Raw genomic sequence first — 25,078 nt, forward strand, 5'->3', positions numbered from 1 at the left:
AACCTCTTTTCGCTGAAATTTATAGGCCCTTCGAAACGTTGGGTTTTTGAGAACCGTACCGAATCCGCGGAGTCCAGAGCTTCAGAGATAAATGGGCCTTTCGGAGAATTGAGCGCGCCCTGCCGAGAAGGAGTCCGGAAATCAAATGAGAAATCGCTGCCGCTGTTGGGCTTAATTGCCCACAGGCTCACGCGGAGAGTATGTGGCTTCGGTCAAGGTGGCGGAGAGAGTGGGATTCGAACCCACGGTACGGTTTCCCGCACACACGCTTTCCAAGCGTGCGCCTTAAGCCACTCGGCCATCTCTCCGGAGGCTTTCTCTTGAAGGGGCAGAGCCGATTTTGCAAGGGACCCCGACGGCGGCGGCTGTAATTTACTCGATTAATTGAATTTATTCGACAAGTTCGGCACGATCGGCATCAGGCGGGAGGGCGCCTTGAACCGAAATCCAGCCCATGCCGACGACCATTGGCAACCCCGACGCCAAGCCAAGGATGGAGGACAGCATGACTATCGCGCGGACGCTTCTATTCGCCCTCCTGGCTTCGGCGTTTGCCGGGTCCACCATCTCGCCGGCCATGGCTCAGGTCTGTTCGCGTCAGGGGGTGGATGTCATCTGCGACGACGGCAGGCGCGGCATCTTCGCGGGCGACGCCATCGTCTGGGCCGACGGCTCGCGGTCGAGCCTGGCCTCGCCGCATCCGAGCGTCATCATCGGCAGCAAGTCGTAGGTCGTGAACGGACCCGGCGTGTTCGTCGGCCAGGGCAAGGGCGTGGTGCCATTGGGTACTTGGGGCTGCTCGATCAAAAGCTGAGGAGCAATCTGGAGCCGGGCACTGCTGCTGCGGCACATCGCCATCTCATTGACATTACTCACCTGATCCTGAGCGGATCAAACAAGGAAGCTGCTGAGGTCCGCGAGAGATCCATCCAAGCCGCGCGCCTAGCGGCCGCCCTTGCCTACATCGAGCGGCATTACTTTGAACTTGATCTGATGTCGAGCAGCGTTGCTACGGCGCTTGGCAAATCCATCCGCTATCTTGAACGATTACTGGAGAGTTCGGGTCGGTCTTACAGTGTCCGCGTTATGAAGCTTCGGCTCGCGGCAGCGCATCGACTGCTCAGCGATCCCGCTTCAACAGAGTTGCGCATCGATACCGCGCTGAGCGTGGGATTCTCAGACCTGTCGCATTTCAACAGACGGTTTCGGCAGCGTTTCGGAGAGGCGCCAAGGGCCGCGCGCCAACATGCTCGGCTATCAACATCTCTCCCACCTACTTGAGCCAGGATGCTTGCACACATGATCAATTAGTGCACCGAGTTTGGGCGCAAGATTTCTGCTCCTGGGGTAGTAGGGATAGTACCCCGGATAGATCGGAGCGAAGTCGGCAAGCAAGGGCAAGAACGGTTGCTGTACTGAAATATGGGAATCGCTTTCCCCGACTCGGCCGTTCAGGAGCGTCCCTGGGCATCCTGCGGCAGCTAGTGAAAAGAAGCCAACACTGCACGCAAACTGCCGGCCACGCCCCGGCGCGAGATCAACTCGCGTGCTCACCGCGATCGTCCAACTCACGAACACTGTGCCCACTGCGCGGCATAAGACGAGGGGAGGCCGGGCAGCGGCCTCCCCTCACTGGGCATCAGGCTGTCACGCGGGGATGGCCCTGGTGCAGAAACCAGAGTCGCAAAGCAGCGACGACCACTACAACGATTCCCGCGATGACGTGGAGCGGCGTCACGGTTGCGTTAGACGAGAACTGCACCACCCAGGGCGACACCACGACCCAAACACCAGCCGCGAGAGTTAGCCACTCCGGCCATTCGGCAAACGCCGCCAGCGCTACCAAGGCAAGCGCGGCGATCAGGATGCCGCTCAGCCAGGCATTCCAGTTCATGGGGCTTTCGGCGGAGAACCCAAAAACCCATGGCGACAAGAACAGCCCGAGGCCGATCACAAGGCTTACCAAATCCGCGATCATTTCTTTCTTCCAGACGATGTTCATGGCTGCAACTCCTTATTGCTCCTTTCGTTGAGTGCCTTCGAGGATCACTCTCTTCCAAATTGAACCACTGGCGGGAGCGAGAGCGCGAAGCTCCCGCTCGCCCTGCGGTTACCTGCCGTTGATGGCGATACGTTTCACCTTTTGCTTCTCGGTGGGTAGTTTCGCCAGCGTGACGGTGAGAACCCCGTCCTTGAATGACGCTCCGACCTTTTCCTGATCGACGTCATCGATCGGGATGGAACGCTCGAAGCGTCCGTAGTAGCGCTCGCTGAAGCGGCGCTCCTTGTCCTCGGTCTCGCTCTTCTTCTCGCCGCTAATGGTCAACAGACCGTCCCGCAGTTCGACATTGACGTCCTTTTCCTGGAGACCGGGAAGTTCAGCGATGACCTTGACCTCCTTTTCGGTCTCGTTGACCTCGACACTCGGCCAGCCCATCGCTTGTGAGCTGAGCGGAGCGACATCGAACGAACGGAACGCGTCGAAGAGCCGATTCATCTCGCGGTGAAGCTCGAGGAACGGATTTGCCTCATTGCGGTGCAGTCTCAGGCCACGAGTGCCATCGTTATTCCACGGAATCAGATCGCGTAGTGCCATAGTTGTCCTCCTTTGTTCGACAGATCACTGGACAGAACTCACCCGTGCGGTGGCCATGCCACGCACAGGCAGTTCGACAGCCTTGAACGGAACTCCGTCAGGCCGCCTGCTTCTGCTCGATTTGCTGGTGTTCTTTGCCGGCGATTTCGATCGCGATGCGACGCGGCTTCATCGCCTCCGGCACTTCCCGAACCAGGCTTATCTTCAGCATGCCGTTTTCGAAGGTGGCGTCCTTTACTTGGACATACTCCGCCAAGTTGAAGACGCGGCGGAACGGCCGCACTGAGATTCCCTGATACAGGTACTGGTGATCACCCTTGTTCGCCTTGCGGCCCTCGACCGTGAGAGTCGATTGCTCGGCGGTGATGGTAACCTCCTCCGGGCTGAAGCCGGCCAGCGCCAGTGAAATCTGGTACTGGTCCTCGCCGATGCGAGCGATGTCATACAGCGGATAATTGTCGCTGTCGTTCATCGTCTCGTTGACGAGGTCGAACAGGCGATCGAACCCGACGCTCGAACGCCAGAACGGAGACAGATCGTAGGTCCTCATAACCACATCCTCCTTCTGAGCAACATGGATTAGGAGCAACGCCGGGATGTTTCCGGCGGCCTCGGCCGGACCCTGATGGGCATCCGGCGTCACGCTTGTGACACTCAAAGAACTAGAAGCGTACGGCTTGGTTTCAAGATCGCAGCCGATGCGCGTGTCAAATTTTTCGACACCGAAGCGGCTTTGCGAGCCATCATGCGGAATGCGTGCTGCCTGAACTGGCCGCGCCTAGATCTGTCGAGCCACCGACATTTGCCGCCTTCGAACCCATGGCCGGAAGCCCACGGCCAAGCGCGGGCCGACGTTCGCACTCTTGACCGCGCGCGCTGATTTCCTAAATCCAACGCCGCCAAGGCCATTATAGGATTGGCGCCAGATCCCGCCGGGAGATGGCGGTTAGGCGGTCCACATTGCTTTCGGGAGGATGTGGAGGAAGAACGATGCATGGTCTACTCGCGGCTTTTGTCGCGATCCCGATGCTATTCCGCGCAAGCGAAGCGGCCGGTGCGCAGCGGACAAGACCGAAGCAGCATAGCAGTTCGAACCCTGTCGTTCAGACGGAAGCGCCGCAGCGGACGATCCCGGGCCAAAGCACCAGGTTCCACCGTGCCAGCGATCGAAGGCCGGCATTCCGCGCCGAAGATATTGTTCCGGATTTCGATGTTTGCCGGGGCCATGATCGCTCCGGCGAAGGCCCAGGCGTGTTCGCGTCACGGGGTCGATGTGAGCTGCGATGACGGCAGGCGCGGCATCTTTGCCGGCGACGCCATCGTCTGGACCGACGGCTCGCGATCAAGGCTGGCCTCGCCGCATCCGAGCGTCATCATCGGCAGCAAGTCGTAGGTCGTGAACGGACCCGGCGTGTTCGTCGGCCAGGGCAAGGGCGTGGTGCCATTGGAAAATCCGAGCGCGCCGAACAAGGCGCGCTGCCCGATCCTGGATGGCGTCGCCTATTGCCACTGATCGACGCGAACCTAGAGCCTTTTCCGTTTCGATGGAATCGAAACGGGGCTCTAGATTCTCGATTGACGCGTTTTCTTGACGCGAACCGGTTTCCACTTCGCTGGAAAACGCTTTAATGGTACCGCGCGGCGCCGGTGTTGACCGAGCGCAACGGCGCCAATGCCGGCGACTCGGCGATGACGGCTTCCGCTGGCTCCCGGTCGAGCCGGCTATCCCACAGCGCGTCGGTGAAATCAGCGAACCATTGCTGAACCGTACCGGAGCGCAACTTGTCCATCATCGCTTCCCAGCGCATCCGACGCTCCGTGAGCGGCATCGACAGCGCAACCGCGATGGTGCGGGCCATGCCGTCGATGTCATGCGGGTTGACCAAGAGCGCCGCGTCGAGCTCGTTGGCGGCGCCGGCGAATTTCGACAGCACCAGCACGCCCGGATCGGCCGGGCTTTGCGCGGCGACATATTCCTTGGCGACGAGGTTCATGCCGTCCTGCATCGGCGTCACCACGCCGACCTGCGCGGTGCGATAGAGGCCCGCGAGCACGGCCTGGCCGTAACCCTTGTTGAGATAGCGGATCGGCGTCCAGTCGACCTCGCCATGCCGGCCGTTGACGTCGCTGACGAGCTTGGCCACCTCGCTCTGGAGATTGCCGTAGGCCTCGATGGCGCCGCGCGAAGGGGTCGCGATCTGCAGCAGCGAAGCCGCGCGCGCCAGCGACGGATGCAAGCTCCACATCCGGTCGAACGCCTTGATGCGGTTGACCAGCCCCTTGGAGTAATCCAGACGGTCGACCCCGATCGCGAGCTTCTCGCCGTTCAGGCTTCGGCGCAGCCGCGAGACCTCCGGATGGGTCGAGGCCTTGCTGGCCAGCTGGGCGAACTGCTGCGGGTCGATGCCGATCGGGAACACCGAAAGGCGCGTTCGGCCGTGGTGCGAACGGACGATACCGCCATGCGCCGCGAGCCCGAGATCCGATTGCACGCAAGCCCGGAAGTTCTCGCAATCCTCCTCGGTCTGGAAGCCGATCAGGTCATAGGCCAGCATCGCCTCGATCAGCTCGCGATGGTTCGGCACGCCTGATATCACGGCGCGCGTCGGCCACGGCGTGTGGAGGAAAAAGCCGACCGGCTGCGCAACCCCGAGCGCCCTCAGTTCCGCACCGAGCGCGAGAAAATGGTAATCCTGAATCCAGAACGCCGAATCGGATTTTCGGAATCGCAGCAGCGCCCGCGCCATGAAGGCGTTCACCTCGCGATAGCTGTGGTAGTCCTCCTGCGAGGCGCGAATGAGATCCGGGCGGGAATGCAGCGCCGGCCACAGGGCCGAATTCGCAAATCCCTCGTAATAACCACCGTAATGGGCGGCAGGAAGGTCGAGCATCGCCAGCGCGCCGGCGCCCAGCGCTTCGATTTCAGCAAAGGGTTCCTTCTGGTTCCCGTCGCGCACCCGTCCGCTGGAGCCGACCCAGATCGCGCCCGATTTCTCCACAATCGGGAGCAGCGCCGCGGCCAGGCCGCCTGTCATGGGTTCGCTGGGCTTTCCGCGCGAAACGCGGTTTGAAACGACGACGAGATTCACAGGTCACCTCCTGTTTGTTCGTTCGCGTTAACAGTTATTCACCAATATGGTTCAGTGTCACCCTTTCAACGAATTGAAACCAAATTCGGGCTGGGAAGCGACGGCATGTGATCGGAACTCAAGAAAAGAAAAATAGCCGCGAACCTCGGCAGCACCGGTGAGAATATGTGTCGGAAAACCGCCGACAAGGTTCACATTATGGCGGTGGTGCGTCGGTTTCGTCGTCAAGCAGCCGCGCGAGAAATTCCCGGACGTCGCGAGGCGCATCGAAATGGCCGGCGACGCCCTGCGCGCGACGGCCGACGGAGAATGCCAGACCGTCCAGGTCGGGCATGATCGCAAACACCGTCTCGTCGGTCACATCGTCGCCGATAAAGAATGGGCGGCGACCCCTGAAAGGATCGTGTTCCATCAATTCAAGCACGCCGCTGGCCTTTGTGAAGCCGGAATGCTTGATTTCGCAGACGCATTTTCCGGGCAGCACCTCGATCGGCGCGGTGGGAAGATCCGCCCTGATCTGCGACACCGCCGCATAGATCGCCTCTTCCGCGTCAGGCGCGAGGCGATAATGCAGCGCCAGCGAATAGCCCTTGTCCTCCAGCAATATTCCCGGGCTGATCTTCGCGATCGCAGCCAAACGGCGCTTCAGCTCATCGTCCATCGGCGGCGCGCGAGCGGCCACCAGCTCGTTGCCGGGCGCGATCCGCATTTCAGCGCCGTGGCCGCCGACGGCGGGGAACCAATCGGGCGCGAAAATCAGGTCGATATCGTGCAGCGAGCGGCCGCTGACCAGCGCCAGCGCGCCATTGGTCCTTTCCAGCAGGCGATTCAACGTTGCCGCGAGCCCCGGCGGCAGGAAGACCTCCCGCGGCGTGGCCGCCAGGTCAAGCAGCGTGCCGTCGATGTCGAGCAGGATCGCGGCATGGCTCAGACGCGGCACCTGCGCGCGCGGCGACGGGACAGCCTCGTCGTTATCCGCGATTGCCTTGTTCAATGCCATTTCGGCAAATTCCTGCTTCATCTCATCCTACTCCACAAAAGCGAGCGGCCGTGCGACAGATTCCAGCGGCTTGCGCTCGGCCGCGATGGCATATCGCCACGCGACAAAGGCGGCCCCGATCATCAACGCCGATCCGAACAGATAGCCGGCGAAGACGCTGTTGCGCGAGCCGGTATCGATCAGCGCGCCGAACAGCGCCGGCCCTGCGACGCCGCCAATTCCGGTGCCGATCGCGTAGAACAGCGCAATCGCCAGCGCGCGCACCTCGAGCGGAAACGTCTCGCTGACGGTGAGATAGGCGGCGCTGGCCGCCGGCGAGGCAAAGAAGAAAATGACCATCCAGGCGATGGTCTGGGTTTGCGCGGTGAGCGCCCCGATCGAAAACAGGTAGCCTGAAAGCGCCAGCAGGACGCCCGAGACGCCATAAGTGAAAGTGATCATCGTGCGGCGGCCCAGCGTATCGAACAGCCGCCCGAGCAGCAGCGGGCCCAGAAAGTTTCCGGCCGCAAACGGCAGGATGTACCAGCCGACATTGTTTGCCGGGATGCCGAAGAAGTCGGTCAGCACCAGCGCAAACGTGAAGAAGATGGCGTTGTAGAAGAACGCCTGGGCGCCCATCAGCGCCAATCCTACCATGGAGCGTTTGCGGTAGGTCGTGAGCAGGGTGCGCGCGACCTCGCCAAGCGGCGTATGGCTGCGCATCTTCAGGCGGACCTTGGGCAGCACTTGGTAGGGCTGGGCGTCGGGATGCCCGACCGCCGATTTCTCGATCTCGTCGACGATGGCATGCGCCTGATCGGGGCGGCCATGGATCATCAGCCATCGCGGGCTTTCCGGAATCCACATCCGCATCAGCAAGACGATCAGGCCGAGGCCCGCGCCGCCAAGATAGGCCACCCGCCATCCGAGATCGGGCGCGATGACCTTGGGGTCGAGCAGCACGATGGCCGCGACCGCACCCAGTGCTGCGCCGAGCCAGAAGCTGCCATTGATGACGAGGTCGGTCCATCCGCGGTAGCGCGCCGGGACCAGTTCCTGGATCGTCGAATTGATCGCGGTGTATTCGCCGCCGATGCCTGCGCCGGTCAGGAACCGGAACAGCGCGTAGCTTGCCAGGCTCCACGACAGCGCCGTGGCCGCGGTCGCGGTCAGATAGAGCGCCAGGGTGATGAAGAACAGCTTCTTGCGCCCGATCCGATCCGTCAGCCAGCCAAAGCCGAGCGCGCCGATCACCGCCCCCGCCAGATACGCGCTGTTGGCGATACCGACATCGAGATTGGAAAACTGCAGCGTCGGGCTTTCCTTCAGCGCGCCGGACAACGCCCCCGCGAGGGTGACTTCGAGGCCGTCAAGGATCCAGGTGATCCCAAGCGCGAGCACGACGCGGGTATGGAAGCCACCCCAGCGCAGGCGATCGAGCCGGGCCGGTATCGCGGTCTCTACAACGCGTTCATCACCTCCCGCTATCGAGGCGGCAACGCGGGCGCCCCCGCCCGCTTCTTCAGCTTTCCATGTCGGTTGCACTTCCATCGGATTCGACCACTGAGGACCGAGCCCGTGAGGGCCAACCCAGCGGTCCTCTACCCATGATTTGCGGCTAATATTGTATCCGCGACACGCTCGGAAAACTGCACGATAACGCCTGCGCGAAGCCAGGGTTCCCGCATTGCAGCAGAGGAAGCCGCGAGGTCGGCGTCCGATCGCGAGAGCGCCGCCGTGCCGGCACACCAGGATCAGGAGGGTCGGGCCGACTTCCGCCTCACGATCTTCGACAGCGCGCGGAATGTCATCACAATGACAGCCGCGACCAAAAATCCCAGTTGCAAGTTCCAGCCGCGATGTCTCTAATCAGAGTAATCAAAAAACACGGGGAGGTACCACGCGTGTCTACAGTCAAGCTGACGGTGAACGGAAAATCCGTCTCGGTCGAGGTCGAGGACCGGACCCTCCTGGTCGACCTCCTGCGCAACAATCTCAACTTGACGGGCACCCATGTCGGCTGCGACACCAGCCAGTGCGGCGCCTGCGTCGTCCACATGGACGGCCAGGCCGTGAAAGCCTGCACGGTCATGGCAGGCCAGGCCGCCGGATCGAACGTCACCACCATCGAGGGCATTGCCAGGGGCGACGAGCTGCACCCGATGCAGGCGGCGTTTCGCGACAATCACGGCCTGCAGTGCGGTTATTGCACCCCCGGCATGATCATGTCCGCCATCGACATTGTGAACCGCCACGGTGGCAAGCTCGACGAGGCTACCGTCCGGCAAGAGCTGGAAGGCAACATCTGCCGCTGCACCGGCTACCACAATATCGTCAAGTCGGTGCTCGATGCCGCCGGCCGCATGACGGTGTCGCAGGCGGCCGAATAGCATCGGCGAGCCATCGAATCCGAATCAAGGCCGCGTTTCGACAGAAACCGCGCAAACAATAATTTCGGTTGGGAGGACAGGACATGGGCTTTGAAGGCATTGGCGCAAGTGTCGTGCGCAAGGAAGACCGCCGTTTCATCACCGGCAAGGGACGCTACGTCGACGACATCAAGGTGTTGGGCATGACGCATGCGCATTTCGTCCGCAGCCCTCATGCTCACGCAAAGATAAAGAGCGTCGATACGTCGGCGGCGATGAAGATGCCAGGCGTGGTCGGCGTGCTCACCGGCCGGCAGATCGTCGACGACAAGATCGGCAATTTGATCTGCGGCTGGGCCATCACCTCCAAGGACGGCACCGGCATGAAGATGGGCGCATGGCCGGCGATGGCGCCGGAAACCGTGCGTTTCGTCGGCCAGGCGGTCGCCGTCGTCATCGCCGAGACCAAGAACCAGGCCCGCGACGCAGCCGAAGCCGTGGTCGTCAACTACGAGGAACTGCCGGCCGCCGCCGACATTCGCGCGGCGATCAAGCCGGGCGCGCCGCAACTGCACCCGGAGGCGCCGGGCAACGTGATCTACGACTGGACCATCGGCGAGGAAGCCGCGACCGACGCGGCGTTCAAGTCGGCGGCCAACGTGGTTTCGCTCGACATCACCAATAATCGCCTGGTTCCGAATGCGATGGAGCCGCGGGCGGCGATCGCCGAATACAACGAGCCGGAAGAACACTTCACGCTGCACACGACATCGCAGAATCCGCATGTCGCCCGCCTCGTGCTGTCGGCGTTCTACAATATCGCGCAGGAGCACAAGCTGCGGGTGGTGGCCCCCGACGTCGGCGGCGGGTTCGGCTCCAAGATCTTCATCTATCCTGAGGAGATGGTGGCGCTGTGGGCCTCGAAGAAGGTCGGCCGCCCGGTGAAGTGGACCGGCGACCGCTCCGAAGCCTTCCTGACCGACGCGCACGGCCGCGACCACGTCACCAAGGCGGAGATGGCCTTCGACAAGAACAACAAGATCACCGGGCTGCGGGTCAAGACCTACGCCAATCTCGGCGCCTACATGTCGCTGTTTTCCTCCTCGGTGCCGACCTATCTCTATGCGACGCTGCTGTCGGGCCAGTACAACATCCCCAACATCTTCGCCGAGGTGATCAGCGTCTACACCAACACCGTACCGGTCGACGCCTATCGCGGCGCCGGCCGGCCGGAAGCGAGTTTCGTGGTGGAACGGCTGATGGAGACGGCGGCGCGGCAGTTGAAGGTCGATCCGGCCGAACTGCGCCGCAAGAACTTCATCACCCAGTTTCCGCACCAGACGCCGGTTATCATGGCCTATGACATCGGCGATTTCGGCGCTTCGCTCGACTCCGCGATCAAGGCGATCGACTATGCCGGTTTCGCCGGCCGCAAGGCGAAAGCGAAGTCCGAGGGCAAGCTGCGCGGCATCGGCCTCTCCTGCTATATCGAGGCCTGCGGCATCGCGCCGTCGAAGGCCGTCGGCAGCCTCGGGGCCGGCGTCGGGCTTTGGGAATCCGCCGAAGTGCGCGTCAACCCGGTCGGCACCATCGAAATCCTCACCGGTTCGCACAGCCACGGCCAGGGCCATGAGACGACGTTCTGCCAGCTGGTGGCCCAGCGTCTCGGCGTTCCGATCAGCCAGGTGCAGATCGTCCATGGCGATACCGACAAGGTCCAGTTCGGCATGGGCACTTATGGTTCGCGCTCGGCCGCCGTCGGCCTGACCGCGATCCTGAAGGCGATGGAGAAGGTCGAGGCCAAGGCCAAGAAGATCGCGGCCCACGCGCTCGAAGCCTCCGAGAACGACATCGTGATCGAGAACGGCGAGTTCAAGGTCACCGGCACCGACAAGTCGATCGCGCTGCCGATGGTCGCGCTGGCCGCCTACACCGCCCACAACCTGCCCGACGGGATGGAGCCGGGCCTGAAGGAAGGCGCGTTCTACGACCCGACCAACTTCACCTTCCCGGCCGGCGCCTATATCTGCGAGCTCGAAGTGGATTCCGCCACCGGCAAGATCTCGTTCGTCAACTTCGTCGCGGCGGACGATTTCGGGCGGCTGATCAACCCGATGATCGTCGAGGGGCAGGTCCATGGCGGGCTCGCCCAGGGCATCGGCCAGGCGCTGCTCGAAGGCGCGGTGTACGATCCGTCCGGCCAGCTGCTGACGGCCTCGTTCATGGACTATGCCATGCCGCGCGCCGACGATCTGCCGTCGTTCAAGCTGTCGCACACCACGACGCTGTGCCCGGGCAATCCGCTCGGCGTCAAGGGCTGCGGCGAAGCCGGCGCGATCGGCGCGTCGGCTGCGGTGATCAACGCCATCACCGATGCGATCGGCAACAACAAGCTCGAAATGCCGGCGACGCCCGACCGCGTCTGGCATGCGATCCACGGTTAACTCCTCGGAATTCCGGGTTTGCGCGCAGGCGGCGCACCCCGGAATGACGGAGGGGACAAGAGACAAAATTTCAGGGAGCACGCTTATGTACCAGACCACCTATCATCGGCCCGCGTCAGTCGACGAAGCCGCGGCCATGTTCGCCAAGGGCTCGGAATCGAAATACCTCGCCGGCGGCCACACGCTGATTCCAGTGATGAAGCAGCGGCTGGCCTCGCCGTCCGACGTGGTCGATCTCGGCAGGATCAAGGAACTGGTCGGCATCGAGGCGGCGGCCGACACGCTGACGATCAAGGCGGCGACGACCTATTTCGCCATCGCGCAAAGCGCCGACGTCAAGAAGTCGATTCCCGCGCTTGCCCACCTCGCCTCCGTGATCGGCGATCCCGCGGTGCGCTATCGCGGCACGATCGGCGGGTCGATCGCCAACAACGACCCGGCCGCGGATTTTCCCGCCGCGCTGGTTTCGCTTGGCGCGACGGTGAAGACCAACAAGCGCGCGATATCGGCGGACGACTTCTTCAAGGGACTGTTCACGACCGCCCTCGGCGATGGCGAGATCATCACCGCGGTGTCGTTCCCGGTCCCGGCCAAGGCGGGCTACGCCAAGATGCGCCATCCCGCCTCGCGTTTCGCGCTGACCGGCGTGTTCGTAACCAAAACCAGGTCAGGCGATGTCAGGGTCGCCGCCACCGGCGCGTCGCAAAACGGCGTGATGCGGGTTCCCGCGATCGAGGCCGCCCTCAAGGCAAACTGGTCGGCGTCCGCGATCGACAGCGTCAAGATTTCCACCGACGGCCTGCTCGCCGACATTCATGGCTCGGCGGCCTACCGCGCCAACCTGGTCAAGGTGATGGCGCAGCGCGCGGTGACGGCCACGGGCTGACAGCGCCTCGACAAGTTTCGGTTCAAGCGGCGCGCAGCAATGCGCGCCGCTTTCGCATCCAGGTCCGAATCTCACGCCCGGCTCTCGCAAATGGCTTGCCATGGCCGCGCTTCGGCGGGACACTTTGCCTAAAGCGCGATGAGATTGGGATGAATCGTCATCGCGCTTTAGCTCCTTGTTTGAGCATGATCTTTTCGGAAAACCGCTGCACACTTTTCCGGATCATGCTCTAAAGATGCAATCGAGGCGCTTCTTGTGGCGCCTCCCTTGGGAGAGAAAACAACGTGCTCGACAAACCAGCCGCCCAATCCGCTACCCGCGCCTCCGGCCCGCTGGCCGGTTTCCGCATCGTCGAATTCGCCGGCATCGGCCCGGGCCCGTTCGCCTGCATGATGCTGGCCGACATGGGCGCGGAGGTCGTGACGCTGGATCGGGTCGGCGCCGGCAAGAGCCTGAAATCGGTGGCAGGGCGCGGCCGCAAGGTCGTCGAACTCGACCTTAAGGACAAGGCCGCGGTGACGCAGGTGCTGGACCTGCTCGCCAGCGCCGACGCGCTGATCGAAGGCTTTCGCCCCGGCGTGATGGAGCGGCTGGGACTGGGGCCGGATGTCGTAAGCGCCCGCAACCCCCGTCTCGTGTACGGCCGCATGACCGGCTGGGGCCAGGAAGGCCCGCTGGCGCACGCCGCCGGCCACGACATCAACTACATTTCGGTGACCGGCGCGCTGGCGGCGATCGGCACCAAAGAGAAGCCGGTGCCCCCGCTCAATCTCGTCGGCGATTTCGGCGGCGGCGCGCTCTATCTCGTGGTCGGCGTGCTGGCCGCGCTGCTGGAGGCGTCAAAGTCCGGCAAGGGCCAGGTGGTCGACGCCGCGATGTGCGACGGCGCGGCGTCGCTGATGTCGATGTTCTTCGACATGACCGCGATGGGCCGCTGGGTCGAGGGACGCGAGCAGAATTTCCTTGACGGCGGCGCGCACTTCTACGGCATCTATGAATGTTCCTGCGGCAATTTCATCTCGATCGGCTCGATCGAACCGCAGTTCTACGCCCTGCTGCGCAAACACGCCGATCTCGCCGATGCCGATTTCGATGCCCAGATGGACCGCAAGGCCTGGCCGGCGCTGAGGGACAAGCTTGCGAAGGTGTTCAAGAGCAAGACCCGCGAGCAATGGTGCAAGGTCATGGAAGGCACCGATATCTGCTTTGCGCCGATCCTGACCATGGCGGAAGCGCCGAAGCATCCGCACAACGCCGCGCGCAAGATCTTCGTCGAGCGTCACGGCGTCACCCAGCCCGCCCCCGCCCCGCGATTTTCGCGCACGCCGTCGGCGATCCGGGATGCGCAGGCGGCGGATATCGGGGAACTGACGAAGGCGTGGAAGAGATAGCGGTCATTCCGGGGCGCTCGTGGAACGAGCGAACCCGGAATCTCGAGATTCCGGGCTCGATGCTTCGCATCGCCCCGGAATGACGACGAGAACAACGGCCTACGCCGCATTCCCTACCTTCAGCACGCCCCGGCGGATCTGGTCCTCCTCGATCGATTCGAACAGCGCCTTGAAATTGCCCTCGCCGAAGCCGTCGTCGCCCTTGCGCTGGATGAACTCGAAGAAGATCGGGCCGATCGCGTTGGCCGAGAAAATCTGCAGCAGCACCTTGGTGTGACCGCCGTCGACGACGCCCTCGCCATCGATCAGGATGCCGTCGCGCCGCAGGCGGGCGACGTCCTCGCCATGGCCAGGCAGCCGCGCGTCGATCTTGTCGAAATAGGTATCGGGCGGCGACGGCATGAACGGCAATCCCGCGTCGCGCAGCCGTTCGACGGTCAGGTAGATGTCGCGCGCGCCGCAGGCGATGTGCTGGATGCCCTCGCCGCGATAGCTCGCAAGATACTCCTCGATCTGCCCGGAATCCCCGGCGTCCTCGTTGATCGGAATCCTGATCTTGCCGTCCGGGCTGGTCAGCGCCCGCGAGAACAGCCCGGAAGCGCGGCCTTCGATATCGAAAAAGCGGATCTGGCGGAACTTGAACAGTCTTTCGTAGAAACCGGTCCAGACGTCCATGCGGCCGCGATGGACGTTGTGGGTGAGGTGGTCGATGTAATAGAGCCCCGCACCCGCGGGCCGGGGGTCGCGGACGTCGAGCCATTCGAACTCGGCGTCATAGGCCGAGCCGCTGGCGCCGTAGCGATCAACGAAATAGAGCAGGCTGCCGCCGATACCCTCGATGGCGGGGACATCGAGCGCCTTCTGCGCGGAAGAAACGTCGGCGGCCTTCGCGCCGAGCGACAGCGCCCGCTCATAGGCCCGTCGCGCATCCACCACGCGAAATCCCATTGACGGCGCGCACGGCCCGTGCGCCGCCACGAAGCCGTGGCCATGGGTCCCGGGCGCCTCGTTGACGAGATAGTTGATGTCGCCCTGGCGGTAGACGACAATCTTCTTGGTCCTGTGGCGGGCAACCGGAGCATAGCCCATCAGCCTGAACAGCGCGTGCAACTCTTCGGGGCGTGGGTGCGCGTATTCGACGAATTCGAAACCGTCGGTCCCCATCGGGTTGTCGGCGCTGATGACGGAGGCCGGCCCGTCGTGCGGAAATGGACCCATGGCTGGAGCTCCCGAAATTTGATCGAGGTCAATATCGGTCAAATCAGGCGCAAGGTGCATGCAAACTACCTTCGATACGGCTATAATAACGCACACTTCGTGCATGAAGCTGGTGGTTTGCGCATGACCCAGATAGACGCGTTCGATCTCAAGATGCTCGCCGCGCTGCAGGATGATGGCCGGCTGACCAACCAGCAGCTAGCCGATCTCGTCGGCCTGTCGGCCTCGCAATGCTCGCGGCGGCGGATGCGGCTGGAAGACGAGCAAGTGATCGCGGGCTATCACGCCGACCTCGCCGGCGAGGCGCTCGGCTTCAACCTGATCGCCTTCATCCACATCACGCTCGCCACCCATTCGCCCGACAACGCCCGGAAATTCCGGGCGCTGGTCAGCCGCGTCGACGACATCCAGGAGGCGTATTCGCTGACCGGCGACGCCGACTACGTGTTGAAGGTCGTGCTGCGCGACCTCAAGGACCTCTCCAACCTCGTCAACAATGTCTTGATGCCGCACCAGAGCGTCGCCCATGTGCGCTCATCGATCGTGCTGGACCGGCTGAAGGAGAGCGCAAGGCTGCCGTTGAAGTAACGGCTTTGATGGGGTGTCCGGGCCGCATGGTTCTCCTCACCATGAGGTCTCAGACCTCTCCAAGCATGGCGCAGTTCGAGGGAAATTTGTCATTCGCCTCCCCGATACGATCTGCAATAATCGACGTTGCACCAACCAGCGAGACCACCATGGCGCTGCAACTCCGGCCGAACTGCGAATATTGCGACAAGGACCTGCCGCCGAAAGCGACGGACGCGCAAATCTGTTCCTACGAATGCACGTTCTGCGCGGAATGCGTTGAGAACAAGCTGCACAATGTCTGCCCCAACTGCGGCGGCGGCTTCGCGCCACGGCCGATCCGGCCCGCCACCGAGCACCGGCCCGGTGTCAGTGTCAGCAAGCAGTTGCCCTCGGACAAGCGCGTGCATTTGAGGTACAGCGTCGAGGATATCGCCGCGCATTCGGCGCGGCTGAAGGATATTCCGCCGCAGGAGCGGTGAATTGCCTCCACCGTCATTCCGGGGCGATGCGAAGCATCGAACTGCGGTGCGCAATTGCGCACCTGAGAATCTCGAGATTCCAGATCTGGTGCTTACGCACCATCGCGGAATGACGGACCCAGTCATTCCGCCCCCAGAATCGTCCCCTCGACCTCGCCGAAGCCGACGCGATAGCCGTCGCCCTGGCACCAGCCGCGCATGACCAGCGAATCGCCGTCCTCCAGGAACGATCGTTTCACGCCCGCGGCCAGTTCGACCGGCTCGGTGCCATTCCAGCTGATTTCCAGCAGGCTGCCGCGCTGGTCCTTTTCCGGGCCGGAGATGGTGCCCGACCCCAAGAGGTCGCCGACATTCATGGCGCAGCCGGACGAGGCGTGATGCACGAGCTGCTGCACCGAGGACCAGTACATGTATTTGAAATTTGTGCGGCTGATGTTCGCGGGCGCATTCATCTGCGCCGCGCACAGCCCGACCTCAAGCTGGAGGTCATAGTTGTTCGGTTGCTTCTGCTGCAGATAGGGCAGCGGCTTCGGATCCTGCGCCGGACCATGCAGGCGAAACGGCTGCAGCGCCTCGCGCGTCACCACCCACGGGCTGATGGAGGTTCCGAACGCCTTGGCCTGGAACGGACCGAGCGGCACATATTCCCATTGCTGGATGTCGCGGGCACTCCAGTCGTTGAGGATCACGAAGCCGAAGATCATTGCTTCCGCCTGCGCCTCGGTGAGCATTTCGCCCATCACCGACGGCTGACCCACGACCACGCCCATTTCGAGTTCGAAATCCAGCCGCTGGCACGGCCCGAAGCTCGGCGCGTCGGCCGTGGGCGGCTTCAACTGTCCGCGCGGCCGCCGAATCGGCGTGCCGCTGACCACGACGGTCGATGCGCGGCCGTTGTAGCCGATCGGCATGTGCAGCCAGTTCGGCTGCAGCGCATTGTTCTTGCCGCGAAACATCACCCCGACATTGGTGGCGTGCTCTTTCGACGAATAGAAATCGGTGTAGCCGGCGACGGCGAATGGCAGATGCAGTTTGGCATCCGCCATCGGCACAAGCGTGCGCCGGCGCAGCTCTTTGTTGTCACGCAGCTCGGGATGGTCATTCCGCAGAAGCTCGCTGATCCGCGCGCGCGTGCTCGACCACACCTTCGGCCCCAGCGCCATGAACGGGTTGAGCTGCGGCGCGGCGAACACCGCCGGCTCAACCACGTCGAACCGGCAGTCCTGCGCGAGTTGCCAGAGATCGAGCACGTAGTCGCCGATCGCGACGCCGACCCGGGGAGCAAGGCCGTCCCTGGCGGAAAAGATGCCGTAGGGAAGGTTCTGGATCGGGAAATGCGAATCGGGCGCGACGTCGATGAAGGAGCGGAGTTTGGGGTCGTTGGGATGGGGCAAAGTGATTTTTCCTGTTTATACCATGGCGCACGATATCGGCCGTCATTCCGGGATGGTCCGAAGGACCAGACCTCAGGTGCGCAATTGCGCACCGGGGAATCTCGAGATTCCGGGTTCATCGCTGCGCGATGCCCCGGAATGACAGCGGAGGATTACGGCTTGTTCGGATCGAACCTTTTTTCCAGGCCCTTCCAGCAATCGGCGTAGTCGTCCTGCAGGGTCGCCGAGTTCGCGGCGTGCGCGGTGACGCGCTGCGGAAACCGCGTCTCGAACATGAAGGCCATGGTGCCGGTCAGCTTCACCGGTTTCAACTCGCTATGGCTGGCGTGGTCGAAGGCCTCGCGGTCCGGGCCGTGCGGCAGCATCATGTTGTGCAGGCTGATGCCGCCCGGCACGAAGCCCTGCGGCTTGGCGTCGTAGACGCCATAGATCAACCCCATGAACTCCGACATGATGTTCATGTGATACCAGGGCGGCCGGAAGGTGTTTTCAGCCACCATCCAGCGCTCCGGAAAGATCACGAAGTCGATATTGGCGGTGCCCGCGGTTTCCGAGGGCGAGGTCAGCACCGTGAAGATCGAGGGATCGGGATGGTCGAAGCCGATGGCGCCGACCGGCGAGAAGGCGCGCAGGTCGTATTTGTACGGCGCGTAATTGCCGTGCCAGGCCACCACGTCGATCGGCGAATGCGGCAAGGTCGTCTTGAACAGCGAGCCGCCCCATTTCACATAGAGCTCGGTCGGCGTGTCCTTGTCCTCATAGGCGGCGACCGGCGTGAGGAAGTCGCGCGAATTGGCGAGGCAATTTGCGCCGATCGGTCCGCGTTCCGGCAGCGTGAAGGCGCCGCCGTAGTTTTCGCAGAGATAGCCGCGCGCCGGCCCCGAGGGAATCTCGACCCGGAACTTGACGCCGCGGGGGATCACCACGATCTCGCCGGGCTCGGCGTCGATGCGGCCGAACTCGGTGACGAGGCGCAGGCTGCCCTGCTGCAGCACGAACATCATCTCGCCGTCGGCATTGTAGAAATGCTGGTCGACCATCGATTTGGTGATGAGATAGACGTGCGCCGCCATGCCGCCTTGGGTGTTGGCGTCGCCCGCCGTGGTCATGGTCTGCACCCCCTGCAGGAAGGTCAGGTCCGTCTTCGGGATCGGCGCCGGATCCCATCGCAATTGCTCGATCATGACCTCGTGTTCGTGGCACGGCGCGGTGCGCCACAGGCCGGCATCGACCCTGGCAAAGCGCCCCGAATGCTTCACCGACGGGCGGATGCGATAAAGCCACGACCGCTCATTGCTGCCGCGCGGCGCGGTGAAGGGCGAGCCGGAGAGTTGTTCGGCATAGAGCCCGTAGGCGCAGCGCTGCGGCGAATTGCGCCCCATCGGCAGCGCGCCGGGCAAGGCCTCGGTCTCAAAGCTGTTGCCAAAGCCGGACATGTAACCCGGCGTCAGCTGCGCCGAGCTTCGAACGATCGCATCAGGCGAGGTATTGATATTCATGGTCATCCTCCTCCTTGCAGGGCGGTCCACATTTCCTGGTCGCGCTTGTCGGTCCAGATCACGGGATCATCGATCCCGGACGCCTCGTCGAACGCGCGCGAGACGTTGAACGGCAGGCAGTGTTCGTAGATGGCAAAGCTGGAGAATTTCGGGTCCATCACTTCGCGTGTCGCCGCCATCGATTCCTTGAGGTTGCGGCCCCGGGCGACCGACGTTTCGGCAGCACCATACAACGTGGTGACGAAGTCGCGCGTCATCGCAATGGCGTCGCGCCCGGTCGAAACTCCCTTGAGCGCATCGCCGCGGCCCGGCGCAATCGCCTTCGGGTTGAAAGCGCGTATTTCGTTCAGCGTGGCAGGCCATTCCCGCAAATGCGCGTCGCCGCAATAGCAGGCCGAGTGGTATTCGATCAGGTCGCCGGAGAACATCACTTCGGCATCCGGCACCCACGCCACGATGTCGCCCGAGGTATGCCCCGCCCCTAGCTGCATCAAGCGCACCTCGCGCCTGCCGAGATAGATCGACATCTCGCCCTCGAAGGTCAGCGTCGGCCAGGTCAGGCCGGGAATGCTCTGGGCATCCTGGAACAGGCGCGGGAAGCGGCCGTACTCGGAATCCCAATCCTGCTGGCCACGCTCCTCGATCAGCCGGTGGGTTTCCGCCGACGCCACGATACCCTGCGCCTTGTAGGCCGAGGCGCCGAGCACGCGCACGGCGTGATAGTGCGACAGCACCACGTATTTGATCGGCTTGTCGGTAACGGTGCGGACGCGTTCGATGACCTTGTGGGCCATCGCGGGAGTAGCCTGCGCGTCGAACACCAAGCAGCCGTCGTCACCGACGATGATCGCGGAGTTCGGATCGCCCTCGGCGGTGAACGCATAGAGATCGGTGCCGATTTCGGAGAAGGTGATTTTCTTCTCCGCCATGTCGGTGGTGGACGCAAAACCTTTGGCCATCAATTCGATTCCTGACTTCATTTGAGACGTGGACTACTGCTGTTGCTGCTGTTGCTGCTGGCCGGCGTCGAGCATCCGCCGTTTGGCGAGCGCAATGGCCTCGTTGAGGACGCCGAGATCGCCGATATGGTTGGCGAGGACCAGAACCAGCGCCGCGTCGAGATCGGCGCTTTGTTCGTCGCTCAGCCCGCGATGCGCCTCGACAACAGCGCGAAACGCGTCGTCGGGCCTTGCAAAATTGGATGCGGTCGACAATGCCATGGGCAATACCTCTAGTTCTGGCCTGCCGCGCGCGCCAGCGCGGCGTCGAGCGCCGGCCGGGTCGGATGCCTGAAGCGCGCGGCGACATAGCCGTCGGGCCGCAATAGATACGCTGTACCCGGCTCGGCGTCGTAACGCGACGCGGCGAGGCCTGCAGGATCAGCAAAGCCACCTTCGCCGCCAATGCGGATCGCAGCTACCCCCTCGGGCGCTTTCACGGCCGCGCCATTGCCGAACGCCAGCAGCGTGAACTGCGTCCCGCCCTTGGCGAAGGCGTCGGTCAGGAACATCGGCTCGTCGCTGCTGGCTGCGATCGGCGCATCCGGCATCGAGGCGCCAGGACGCGGCCCGCCACGCCAGCCGTCGCCATCGCCATCGGCAGTCGAAAGCGGCGTGTGATAGATCGACGGCGTCGAGAGCCGGCCGGCATTGACCATGCGCTTGCCGAATTCGGTTTCCCTGGCGAGCGAGAGCGCCGCCTTGCGCAGCCGCGCCTCCTGGTGCGAGTTGGGCGCCATGAAATCCGTCGATCGGGTCGATTCCCGGATGTTCTCATCGGCGGCGGCGCTGCGCTCGATGTGGTAGCTCTCCAGCAGGCTCTCGGGCGATGTCTCGCGCAGCACGCGATCGAGTTTCCAGGCGAGGTTCTCGGCGTCCTCGAGCCCGGAATTGGCGCCGCGGGCGCCGAATGGCGAAACCTGATGGGCGGCATCGCCGGCAAAGATCACGCGGCCATGGATGAAATTGTCCATCCGACAGCACTGGAACTTGTAAAGCGATATCCACTCGAAATCGAACTTGTCGTGCCCGAGCATGCGCGCGATGCGGGGCCGCACATTCTCCGGCAGTTTCTCGACGGCCGGATCAGCGAAACGACTGAGCTGCAGGTCGATCCGCCAGATGTCGTCGGGTTGCTTGTGCAACAGTGCGGAGCGTCCCGGATGAAACGGTGGATCGAACCAGAACCAGCGCTCGGTGGGGAACGCGGCGGTCATCTTGACGTCGGCAATGAGGAACTGGTCCTCGAACGCCTGTCCGGAGAATTCCGCCCCCACCATCTGGCGCAGCGAGGATTTGGCGCCGTCGCAGGCGATGACAAAGCGGGCGCCCAGCCGGTAGGGACCGTCAGGCGTCTGGATCGTGAGCAGCACGTGGTCGTTGCGCGCTTCAAGTCCCGTCACCTTGTTGCGCCAGCGCAGATCGACGGCGGAAAGCTCCTCGACGCGATCGACCAGATAGGCCTCGGCATAGAATTGCTGCAGGTTGATGAAGGCCGGCCGCTTGTGGCCCTCCTCCGGCAGCAGATTGAACTGGTAGAGCTGCTGCTCGCCGTGAAAGACCCTGCCGACGCCCCACACCACGCCCTTGTCGACCATGCGCTGGCCGACGCCGAGCCGGTCCCAGAATTCGAGCGAGCGCTTGGAAAAGCAGATCGCCCGCGAGCCCTCGCCGATCCGGTCGGCGTCGTCGAGCAGCACGACGGATTGGCCGCGCTGCGCCAGGTCGATCGCAAGCGACAGCCCCACGGGGCCGGCGCCAACCACGACGACGGCGTGTTCCGCCGCGCTCATGGCCGTCCGATCCTGGTCGGGATGGCGGCGATAGCCGAACCGGGTTTTGGTTTGCGCCATGCGTGCTGAACCTCGTCGCTGGCCAACGGCGTGCGACCCTGCTATTAGTCGCATCTGCAACTATCTTAAACCTCGCCCCTGCACCGCCGTCAACTCAAATCGAGGCGCGACTTGCCAAGAGTCCTTGCAAACCACGCGGCTGCCGCTCCGCGTCAGGCAAGCAGATCAAGGCGAAGCGCCCGGCTTGATCTTTTTGGGTTTGTCCCGTTTCGTCTCAACCGGCTCGCCGCCGAGGTCAGTTCGGCGCTCTCGATCGAGTATGCCGCCCGCTACGGCCTCGACATTCCGGAATGGCGCGTGCTGGCGACGCTCGGTTTCCGAAACGACGCCTGCAGCGCGCAGTATATCGCCCAATGCACCCGTACCCACAAATCCACCATCAGCCGGGCCGTCACCGCGCTGATGAAGCGACAGATCGTCGAGCGCGTCGAGAACGCGGACGACCGCCGCGAATTCCGACTGCGCCTGACCCGCAAGGGCGCAACGCTCTATGAGGAACTGATCCCGCGCCTCTTACGCAAGGAGCAGGAAATGCTTTCCTGTCTCACCGCGCAGGAGCGGCGGGATCTTGGACGCCTGCTCGGCAAGCTCGAAAATAGCCTCGATCTGGTGCAGACCAGCGCGGAGGCCGACGCGAAGCAAGCCTATTAGTCTCAGCGTCATTCCGGGATGGTGCGCCAGCACCAGACCGCAGATGCGCGATTGCGCATCGGGGAATCTCGAGATTCTACGGTGCGCAATTGCGCACCGTAGTTCGATGCTGCGCATCGCCCCGGAATGACGGCCGTTTTCGCTACGCTCGATCCGTGTCGACGACTACTTCGCCGCCGTCACCACGATCTCGACGATGTGCGGCGGTTCCAGTTCGACGCCGATGCAGGCGCGCATGGGCGGGTTCCTGGCATCGACCCATTCGTCCCAGGCGCGGTTCATCTCGCCCTTTCGCTTCATGTCGGTGATATAGACGATTGCCGACAGGATCCTGCTCTTGTCGGTGCCGCACAGCGCGAGGCTTTCATCGATCCGGGCGAGCGCCTTTGCGCTCTGCTCGTACATCGAGGAAGTGACCGGATCGGGCGCGACCGCCACCGTGAAAACGAGACCGTCGTGAGCGACGGCGCGGCTGCGGGTTGGTGTCAGCCCGGCGAAGCGATGGATCATGGTTGTGGTCTCCGGCTGGATTTTTTCACCCCTGCGCCCGATCGATATGCCGGGCGATGACAGGAAAATATGCATCCCCCGAACCGGCGTCGATCGCTTCCTGCAACACCGTGCCGATCAACTCGGCGCCGCGAATCTTGATGCCGGCGTCGGCCGCCAGTTCCAGCGCGTAGGACAGGTCTTTCAGCGCATACTCGGTCGAGAATGCGCGCTCGGGAAAATTGCCCGGAACGATCGCCTTCATGCCGTGATTGCGCAGCGCAAAGCTGTCGGCCGAGCCCTTTGACAGCGTGTCGAGCAACAGTTTCGGATCGACGCCGTTGCGCCTGGCGACCGCCACCGCCTCGGCGAGCGCATTGACGGTTTCGAACAGCACCATGTTGTTAAGGATCTTGGTCACCTGTCCCGCTCCGACCTCACCACAGCGCGTCACGTCGGTGGCAAAGCAGCGGATCAAGGGCTCGATATCGGCGTATAGCCTGGGCGTCGCGCCAACCATCACGCTGAGGGTGCCGTCCAACGCAGCCTGACGTGTGCGCGCGATCGGGGCATCGGCCCAGGCGGCGCCCTTCGCCTGCATTTGCCGGGCGAAATCGCGGGTCTGGCCGACCGAGGACGTCCCGAGATCGACGACGACCTGGCCGCTCCGGATATGGTCGCGGATGCCATCGCCCTCGAAAACCGCGCCTACATGCCTGGCGCTGGGCAGACACAAAAACAGCAGGTCGCTTTGCCGGACCACGTCAGCGACGGAGCCCGCGACCTCCGCGCCCTCTGTCCGCAACCGCGCCAACGGTTCCGGCGACAGGTCGAATGCGACGACGCGCCGACCACTCTTCTTCACGAGATTGCGGCAGATCGGCTCGCCCATCACGCCAAGGCCAATAAAGCCGATCATTTTGTGCCCGGACATTTTCTTGCTCTTTTAGAAAGCGCCTTCTCGATGTCTCTGTGCGTCGGCTATTTCACGAACGACCGCGAAGGCGGCAAATGCAGCGCGAAAGCATCGACCGTGTCGCTGGCGCGCGGGTAGATTTGGCTCACGATCGGATCGTGGCCGGGGATGAATCGATCGGGATGACCGGCAAGCCGCTCCACGATCTCCCAGCCCTGCGCCATATCGCCAACATTGTAGACGATCGGAAACGGGCTGCGCCGCTGCAGATTGGCGTAATAATGCGCCGCGTCCGACGCCAGCACCACCGGCCCTCGCGCGGTCTCGACCCTGACCACCTGCAGCCCGTCGGAATGGCCGCCGACGCGATGCACCGTCACACCGGGCGCTACTTCGCCGTCGCCGGAATGGAACGTCACGCGCTCACCATAGACGTGTCGAACCATGGTCGTGACATGCTCGACCGAGAACGGATGCCGCAGCATGCCGTTGCACATGCAACGCCCGGTCGCGTAGCTCATCTCGCGATCCTGCAGGTGGAACCGGGCGCCCGGGAAACGATCGAGGTTGCCGGCGTGATCGTAGTGCAGATGGGTGACGATGACGTCCCTGATGCTTTCGGCCGCAACGCCGAAATTCGCCAGCGCGTCGACCGGGTTGAGCGTGAGCTTGCGGGAACGCGCCTTCGCCTCTTCCGCATTGAAGCCGGTATCGACCAGGATGTCGCGGCCGTGGCCGCGGATCAGCCAGACGAAATAATCAAGGTCCTGGGCCGTCGTCTCGTGCGGGTCAGGCACCAGAAAATTCAGGTGCGGGGTGCGCGGCGACATCGTCGCATAGCGCAGGGCATAGATTTCGTAGGCATTTCCCATCGGTGTCACTTTTTTCTTGGGCGTTTGAATTGGCCGATGTCGCCACCAAGCCATTGCCGCCCGCAAAGGTCAAATCCGCAAACCGAATGGCTGCGCCGCACAATATGTGAGCGGCATCACATTGACGTTGGCCATCGTCATGCGGAATGCGAATGAACTGAAAGAATGAAACCCGTGGAAGAGCGAACCAGCGGCCCATCCCATCACGCCCGGCCCGCGCGCCAACCCTACTTCATTCCCGATCATCCCTCGGTTTGTCGCGGTTAATTGTCACAATTAACGCCGACGTCGCAAGCGGTTGACGGGCTACGGCCGCAGTTTGATAATGCGGAATGCGTAGAGTAAGGTCGCCGCGGCGCGAGCTGGCATCGGCGCTGTTTTGGCT

At 63.2% G+C, this 25,078-nt stretch carries 23 protein-coding genes, 1 tRNA gene and 2 pseudogenes; 10 read left to right on the plus strand and 16 right to left on the minus strand.

Annotated elements, in window-relative coordinates; translation table 11 throughout:
- Nucleotides 1-218: 218 nt before the first annotated feature.
- Nucleotides 219-308: transfer RNA gene (locus Q0D31_RS20880), tRNA-Ser, on the minus strand.
- 197 nt (nucleotides 309-505) lie between these two features.
- Here Q0D31_RS20880 and Q0D31_RS20885 point away from each other — a divergent pair.
- Both Q0D31_RS20885 and Q0D31_RS20890 read left to right on the plus strand, forming a co-directional pair.
- Nucleotides 506-727 (plus strand): annotated as a pseudogene (locus tag Q0D31_RS20885) (hypothetical protein); the annotation flags it as partial.
- A 62-nt stretch (nucleotides 728-789) separates the two neighbouring features.
- Nucleotides 790-1,281: a helix-turn-helix domain-containing protein gene (locus Q0D31_RS20890; RefSeq protein WP_291855447.1), complete on the plus strand. Its 492-nt coding sequence runs from the start codon at nucleotides 790-792 to the stop codon at nucleotides 1,279-1,281.
- 358 nt (nucleotides 1,282-1,639) lie between these two features.
- Here the strand turns inward: Q0D31_RS20890 and Q0D31_RS20895 are convergent, their stop codons facing one another.
- The 3 genes from Q0D31_RS20895 to Q0D31_RS20905 form a co-directional block, all read right to left on the minus strand.
- A complete protein-coding gene (locus Q0D31_RS20895) occupies nucleotides 1,640-2,002 on the minus strand; it encodes an SPW repeat protein (RefSeq protein ID WP_291855450.1) in 363 nt (120 codons plus the stop codon).
- Between the two features lie 108 nt (nucleotides 2,003-2,110).
- The gene (locus tag Q0D31_RS20900; protein WP_291855452.1) at nucleotides 2,111-2,596 is read right to left on the minus strand and encodes an Hsp20/alpha crystallin family protein; all 486 of its coding nucleotides are present in this window, start codon (nucleotides 2,594-2,596) and stop codon (nucleotides 2,111-2,113) included.
- 97 nt (nucleotides 2,597-2,693) lie between these two features.
- Nucleotides 2,694-3,146 (minus strand): Hsp20 family protein, encoded by a 453-nt coding sequence (locus Q0D31_RS20905; protein ID WP_291855454.1) that lies wholly within the window; start codon nucleotides 3,144-3,146, stop codon nucleotides 2,694-2,696.
- A gap of 660 nt (nucleotides 3,147-3,806) precedes the next feature.
- Between Q0D31_RS20905 and Q0D31_RS20910 the strand changes: the two are divergent.
- Nucleotides 3,807-4,109, plus strand: a pseudogene (locus Q0D31_RS20910) (hypothetical protein).
- Between the two features lie 112 nt (nucleotides 4,110-4,221).
- Here Q0D31_RS20910 and Q0D31_RS20915 read toward each other — a convergent pair.
- From Q0D31_RS20915 to Q0D31_RS20925, 3 genes are all read right to left on the minus strand, one after another.
- Nucleotides 4,222-5,685, minus strand: coding sequence for a trehalose-6-phosphate synthase (locus tag Q0D31_RS20915; RefSeq protein WP_291855457.1), 1,464 nt, complete (start codon nucleotides 5,683-5,685; stop codon nucleotides 4,222-4,224).
- A gap of 196 nt (nucleotides 5,686-5,881) precedes the next feature.
- The gene (otsB, locus tag Q0D31_RS20920; protein WP_291855461.1) at nucleotides 5,882-6,706 is read right to left on the minus strand and encodes a trehalose-phosphatase; all 825 of its coding nucleotides are present in this window, start codon (nucleotides 6,704-6,706) and stop codon (nucleotides 5,882-5,884) included.
- 6 nt (nucleotides 6,707-6,712) lie between these two features.
- Nucleotides 6,713-8,215, minus strand: coding sequence for an MFS transporter (locus Q0D31_RS20925; RefSeq protein ID WP_291855464.1), 1,503 nt, complete (start codon nucleotides 8,213-8,215; stop codon nucleotides 6,713-6,715).
- A 353-nt stretch (nucleotides 8,216-8,568) separates the two neighbouring features.
- On the opposite strand from Q0D31_RS20925, the gene Q0D31_RS20930 reads away from it, so the two are divergent.
- The 4 genes from Q0D31_RS20930 (at nucleotide 8,569) to Q0D31_RS20945 (ending at nucleotide 13,754) form a co-directional block, all read left to right on the plus strand.
- The gene (locus Q0D31_RS20930) at nucleotides 8,569-9,054 is read left to right on the plus strand and encodes a (2Fe-2S)-binding protein (RefSeq protein ID WP_291855467.1); all 486 of its coding nucleotides are present in this window, start codon (nucleotides 8,569-8,571) and stop codon (nucleotides 9,052-9,054) included.
- Between the two features lie 83 nt (nucleotides 9,055-9,137).
- Nucleotides 9,138-11,477 (plus strand): xanthine dehydrogenase family protein molybdopterin-binding subunit, encoded by a 2,340-nt coding sequence (locus Q0D31_RS20935; protein WP_291855470.1) that lies wholly within the window; start codon nucleotides 9,138-9,140, stop codon nucleotides 11,475-11,477.
- 85 nt (nucleotides 11,478-11,562) lie between these two features.
- Nucleotides 11,563-12,363 (plus strand): xanthine dehydrogenase family protein subunit M, encoded by an 801-nt coding sequence (locus Q0D31_RS20940; RefSeq protein ID WP_291855474.1) that lies wholly within the window; start codon nucleotides 11,563-11,565, stop codon nucleotides 12,361-12,363.
- 284 nt (nucleotides 12,364-12,647) lie between these two features.
- The gene (locus Q0D31_RS20945; protein WP_291855476.1) at nucleotides 12,648-13,754 is read left to right on the plus strand and encodes a CaiB/BaiF CoA-transferase family protein; all 1,107 of its coding nucleotides are present in this window, start codon (nucleotides 12,648-12,650) and stop codon (nucleotides 13,752-13,754) included.
- 99 nt (nucleotides 13,755-13,853) lie between these two features.
- On the opposite strand, the gene hppD is transcribed toward Q0D31_RS20945, so the two are convergent.
- Nucleotides 13,854-14,972 carry a 4-hydroxyphenylpyruvate dioxygenase gene (hppD, locus tag Q0D31_RS20950; protein WP_291855479.1) on the minus strand — a complete coding sequence of 373 codons (1,119 nt, stop codon included), beginning with the start codon at nucleotides 14,970-14,972 and terminating at the stop codon, nucleotides 13,854-13,856.
- 123 nt (nucleotides 14,973-15,095) lie between these two features.
- On the opposite strand from hppD, the gene Q0D31_RS20955 reads away from it, so the two are divergent.
- Both Q0D31_RS20955 and Q0D31_RS20960 read left to right on the plus strand, forming a co-directional pair.
- Nucleotides 15,096-15,560: an Lrp/AsnC family transcriptional regulator gene (locus tag Q0D31_RS20955; RefSeq protein ID WP_291855481.1), complete on the plus strand. Its 465-nt coding sequence runs from the start codon at nucleotides 15,096-15,098 to the stop codon at nucleotides 15,558-15,560.
- A 149-nt stretch (nucleotides 15,561-15,709) separates the two neighbouring features.
- Nucleotides 15,710-16,021, plus strand: a complete 312-nt coding sequence (locus tag Q0D31_RS20960) for a DUF1272 domain-containing protein (protein ID WP_291855484.1) — start codon at nucleotides 15,710-15,712, stop codon at nucleotides 16,019-16,021.
- A 122-nt stretch (nucleotides 16,022-16,143) separates the two neighbouring features.
- On the opposite strand, the gene fahA is transcribed toward Q0D31_RS20960, so the two are convergent.
- The 5 genes from fahA to Q0D31_RS20985 all read right to left on the minus strand — a co-directional run bounded on the left by fahA (nucleotide 16,144) and on the right by Q0D31_RS20985 (nucleotide 21,765).
- Complete coding sequence (gene fahA / locus Q0D31_RS20965; protein ID WP_291855487.1) at nucleotides 16,144-17,415, minus strand: fumarylacetoacetase; 1,272 nt, start codon at nucleotides 17,413-17,415, stop codon at nucleotides 16,144-16,146.
- Between the two features lie 152 nt (nucleotides 17,416-17,567).
- Nucleotides 17,568-18,914 carry a homogentisate 1,2-dioxygenase gene (gene hmgA, locus Q0D31_RS20970; protein WP_291855490.1) on the minus strand — a complete coding sequence of 449 codons (1,347 nt, stop codon included), beginning with the start codon at nucleotides 18,912-18,914 and terminating at the stop codon, nucleotides 17,568-17,570.
- 2 nt (nucleotides 18,915-18,916) lie between these two features.
- Nucleotides 18,917-19,873 (minus strand): MBL fold metallo-hydrolase, encoded by a 957-nt coding sequence (locus Q0D31_RS20975; protein WP_291855493.1) that lies wholly within the window; start codon nucleotides 19,871-19,873, stop codon nucleotides 18,917-18,919.
- 33 nt (nucleotides 19,874-19,906) lie between these two features.
- On the minus strand, nucleotides 19,907-20,134 hold the full coding sequence (locus Q0D31_RS20980) for a DUF2783 domain-containing protein (protein WP_291855496.1): 228 nt from the start codon (nucleotides 20,132-20,134) through the stop codon (nucleotides 19,907-19,909).
- A gap of 11 nt (nucleotides 20,135-20,145) precedes the next feature.
- Nucleotides 20,146-21,765 (minus strand): FAD-dependent oxidoreductase, encoded by a 1,620-nt coding sequence (locus Q0D31_RS20985; RefSeq protein ID WP_291855499.1) that lies wholly within the window; start codon nucleotides 21,763-21,765, stop codon nucleotides 20,146-20,148.
- A gap of 111 nt (nucleotides 21,766-21,876) precedes the next feature.
- On the opposite strand from Q0D31_RS20985, the gene Q0D31_RS20990 reads away from it, so the two are divergent.
- A complete protein-coding gene (locus Q0D31_RS20990) occupies nucleotides 21,877-22,416 on the plus strand; it encodes a MarR family transcriptional regulator (RefSeq protein WP_291855502.1) in 540 nt (179 codons plus the stop codon).
- Nucleotides 22,417-22,581: 165 nt separating this feature from the next.
- On the opposite strand, the gene Q0D31_RS20995 is transcribed toward Q0D31_RS20990, so the two are convergent.
- Genes Q0D31_RS20995 through Q0D31_RS21005 form a run of 3 tightly spaced genes read right to left on the minus strand, consistent with a single transcriptional unit; the run spans nucleotide 22,582 to nucleotide 24,693 of the window.
- Nucleotides 22,582-22,926: a RidA family protein gene (locus Q0D31_RS20995; protein WP_291855504.1), complete on the minus strand. Its 345-nt coding sequence runs from the start codon at nucleotides 22,924-22,926 to the stop codon at nucleotides 22,582-22,584.
- Between the two features lie 25 nt (nucleotides 22,927-22,951).
- Nucleotides 22,952-23,839, minus strand: coding sequence for an NAD(P)-dependent oxidoreductase (locus Q0D31_RS21000; protein WP_291855507.1), 888 nt, complete (start codon nucleotides 23,837-23,839; stop codon nucleotides 22,952-22,954).
- Between the two features lie 47 nt (nucleotides 23,840-23,886).
- Nucleotides 23,887-24,693 carry an N-acyl homoserine lactonase family protein gene (locus Q0D31_RS21005; protein ID WP_291855510.1) on the minus strand — a complete coding sequence of 269 codons (807 nt, stop codon included), beginning with the start codon at nucleotides 24,691-24,693 and terminating at the stop codon, nucleotides 23,887-23,889.
- Nucleotides 24,694-25,078: the final 385 nt, after the last annotated feature.

The organism is Bradyrhizobium sp. (assembly GCF_022844465.1).
Classification (GTDB): domain Bacteria; phylum Pseudomonadota; class Alphaproteobacteria; order Rhizobiales; family Xanthobacteraceae; genus Bradyrhizobium.